1 protein-coding gene is annotated in these 3756 nt (G+C 58.9%); it reads left to right on the top strand.

All coding sequences use genetic code 11. The features are described from left to right. Nucleotides 1-2017: 2017 nt before the first annotated feature. On the top strand, nt 2018-3756 hold a 1739-nt coding region (locus P4L78_RS01455; protein WP_309326508.1), incomplete at its 3' end, for a hypothetical protein.

Below are 3756 nucleotides of genomic sequence, written 5' to 3'. Positions count from 1 at the left end.
GTGCTCAGGCTGAGTGTCCCCACCAGCGTTTGTTTGGGCACAGGCTGCGGATGCCCGCCTGCTGTGACAGCTTGTGTCCTGCCGTGCCATCGGAAGAGATGTTGATGTGTGCCCCCCTCCCCTGTTCTGTTTGCAGTACCAATCCCGGGGAGCCATTCACGCACATGGCATGGTGCGTCTCGGCAATGACCCTGGAATCCCAGCCCTCATTCAGAAAGTAAAGTGGGGAAGGATGGCAACGCGCTGGCTTGCTGATTGGCATGGATACAGTGCGGCTCATGGCCTCAATGAGGATGGTGGCATTGACTCCAAGCCTGATGAGCCTGCGTGGCGAGAGGGGCCGTGGGCCCAACCCAATGGACCAGAAATCTCTGGCGAAACAGAAGTGGAGGGGTTGCTTGCCAGTGTCCAATCCCGGTCAGATGTGGACAAAGGCGGTGATGCTGCTGTCACTGTGGTGCCGCCGACAGTGGAGGCTCAGATGGTGGACTTGGAGAGCACTGTTGACTCGGGGTCGGGGGGCGGTTGCCAGGAGGGCAGCAGGCCCACTGGCAGAGCCACACCGCCTGCCATCGTGACTTGCGGCCTGAGTGCCCTGTCCCAACTCGTTCTTGTTCCCGTCCATTCTCCTGCCAGCCACAGTGACATCAAGGTCATGCTGGACCGCATTGTGTTTCAGCTCACAGAGGGCCTTCGTCCAGCTTCCATGACCTGTGCGCAATTTGAGGAGGAGTGGTGGCGTCTAGTGCAAGACCCTGAGGCTCGTACTGAGGGCACTGCTGCCCGGGAGAGATACACAGCCCTTCTGTTAGATCCCACAGCCATCATGAGCGGGCAAGAAGATTGTCGTGAATCTGCTGGCAGTCTGTTTGATGCAATGCTGCAGATGCAGCGGTGGCAGAAAGAAGTGACAAACATTGATCCAGAATCGTTGGAATGCCAGGCGCTGTGCTACCTCCATAATGAAGTGGGTGAGGTCGTTGCTGCCTTTCCAGCGGTTGCTTGGGCCCCCAGAACAGCATATTATACTTCCAACGCCGCTGTTTTCCAAAAGGAAGTTGATGCGCGGCTAGCGGCCATGGTGGCCACGCTTGATCAGCGGGAAATATGGGAGGAGCTGGAAGAGCTGTTAGACGGCCTGGATGGATCAGAGACTGAGGTTACTGTGGATGAGCGAGTGGTACCGCCACAGGAACTTGAGGTTTGTAGAGGCCTCCAGGCTGCCCGCCGTGCCTGCCCCAGATTGTTGGAGATGATAGCTGGTGCGGGGCCACACTGCAGTGTCTCAGCTGGCAGCCCTGTGGAGGCACGTGTGGACCTGTGCATTCGTGTCTTGGACTTGCCAGCGGGACTTGCCAGTGGAGGGGCATGTTTTTCACAGCTATCTACAGCGCTGTGGCAGGTTGCTGCTCAGTTCTGCGGGGGCACAGCAGAATGTGATGACTGCCTTGTGTGCCATGCCGCCAGGGCTGGCGCTGACCTGCCAGTCTCTCACAACCCGGTAGTGCGGCCTGTGGTGTGTGTTTGCCCGGGCCAGTGCACGCCTCTGGGTGACACCTCAGCATTCGTCAATCATGTTGTGTCTGCTGCCACAGCGCTGAGGGCTTTGGACGCATGCATCGTTGGGCAGGTGCCACGGCCCAATAATGCGCCTTCTGACTCCGAATCGCTGGGCGGACACTCCGTTCTGATTGATGTGTCCAAGCTTCCCTCACACCTTTGCCTGGCCAGCGTGTGGTCTGCCCTGCATGACAGTGCGCAGCTGTTGGAGGGGCAGTACGCCGCTGCTGCTGAGCCTGCAGCCCTCCCTGCAAGCCGCAGTGTCCCCAGTCTGGCGGTGCCTGGGCGCCAGGCCACTGTCAGCAGCACAGGGGCGGGTGTCTCTGCCTGGAAATCAATTGACCAGCAACTGCAGGAATGCGGCTCGCCACCACTGTTTGCGTTTTTGGCAGGGATGTGGGCAACGGTTGGGAAGTGGCTGTCCCTTGCTTGTCCTGTCAGGGGTGAGGAGGCAAACGTGCTGCTCAAGATGAGCGGACTCTCACGGGCGGCTGTGGAGAGGTTTGACAGTGAGTCCAAAGTGGCCCAGGGCCCTGGTGAGCTGGATGCAACTGGCGCCGCTGTCACGGCGAGGATTGCTCCCAACGTCCGGTTGATCAGGCCACGTGAGGTGGCGCTGGTCACAAAAAGCATCCGTGCTATTGTGACGCAGCTGGCAGTGCAGCTTGGTCGTCATGTTGGCGCCAATGATCTCGAGGAGTTTGTGGAGATCGCTATACACTCTGAGGAAGCTGACCATCACTCCGAGTTTGAGTTTCAAGTTGGGAGCGCTGCTGAGACTGTGTTTGCTGCGCTCCAGAGCTTGGTGGACTTGCTGCACAGGCTGGAAGATGTCACAGCACGGAGCCGGCTTGCTGGAAATGCGGGACACGTGGTCCAGATTGACGACTGGGGCTACATCATGTTCTGGTTTCAAGAGTCGGGCCCAGCCACCCTTGACCGTTTGGCTGCGTTGAGCTCTGAGACACGGGCATCACACGCCACTGTCACTGGCCGTGGTCAGGAAGCAGGTGTCACTGCCAGCGAATCTGTGTCACCTTCTGGTAGCTGCTCTGCCACCGACCTGGCGGAAAGCTTGAGACCCCTGCATGCCGCTGTGTCTCAGCGGTGGCCAGAGATTGTGGGCGTCATCCGCCACTTGGGCTCGCTGTGGAAGTCATGGCGGGCGCCCTTGGCTGCTGTGGTGCGGTGGCCTGAACACTTCAAGGAGCTGTGTTGGACCGCACCCCACGTACCTCCCCCTGCTGCCGATGGTGCTGCTTGTGCCCTCCAAGAGGCTGTCAGCGACATTGAGCTCTCCCTCCACACGGATATCTCCCGGGGCCTGGCTGAGCTTTGGCCCATTGTGGATGTTCTAGCTTTGGCGCTGGTTTCAGTTGACTCGAGAGAGGCGTTCCTGGCCGCAACCTGCTCTGGGGATGTGTTGGAGGAGGATTTGCGGCTGTGTCCGCTTGGCCGTGCAAGCTACTCGCACGCTCAAGTTGTGTTCACCCTGCTGTATGCTCTGATGGCGTTGGGATCGCACATGCACACTTTCTGCGAAAGCATCATCACAACACCAAGAATGAGTGAGTGTGGGACCAGTGTCAGAAGAGTACTACAGCCTGGCTTCATTCCTGCTGCATCTCGCCGCATCTGTGAGTGTGTTGAGGGGATTCGTGGCAACGTGGCCCAGTATTTTGACGTACTGGAACGATTTCTCGTTTCTCTTGCGGATGCTGGTGCTGATGCTGATGCTGACGCGGTTCAGTCACTCCGGGAATGCCTTGGGACAAGAGAGGCCCTGGACGCCTTCCTGGGTGCGGAAGGTGGAAGTTCTGCTCGTGCTCCAGTGTGCGAGGAGGACCTCACCTATGACGCCACGGGCAGGCCCTTTGTGGACTGGAAAACTGGCCGTGGTGAGCGCCAACTGCAAGCCCTGGTGCACATTGGGCACGAAGCGGCACTCATTGCCGTCAGCTATTCAGACTGGTTGTTGTCTGCAATGATGCCAGTGCTACCGGATGGCGCAGAGCCGCTGCCAAAAGGGGACACACACAACCCCTGCCGCATCACGGTGGACCCGAACTGGGATGAGATGGAGCTGGCAAGGGACTACGCACACATGTGTGAGACTGTGATGCAGCATTTCTGCGGCAAGACGTGCCAGATGAAGTCCAACGGCGTGGTGGTTCCTGGGTGCCGCTTTAAGTGTCC

Source organism: Silvimonas sp. (assembly GCF_031291215.1).
In the GTDB taxonomy this organism is placed as follows: Bacteria; Pseudomonadota; Gammaproteobacteria; order Burkholderiales; family Chitinibacteraceae; genus Silvimonas; species Silvimonas soli.
Note: the sequence above shows the minus strand (reverse complement) of the source record. Positions and strands in the feature narration are given on the sequence as shown.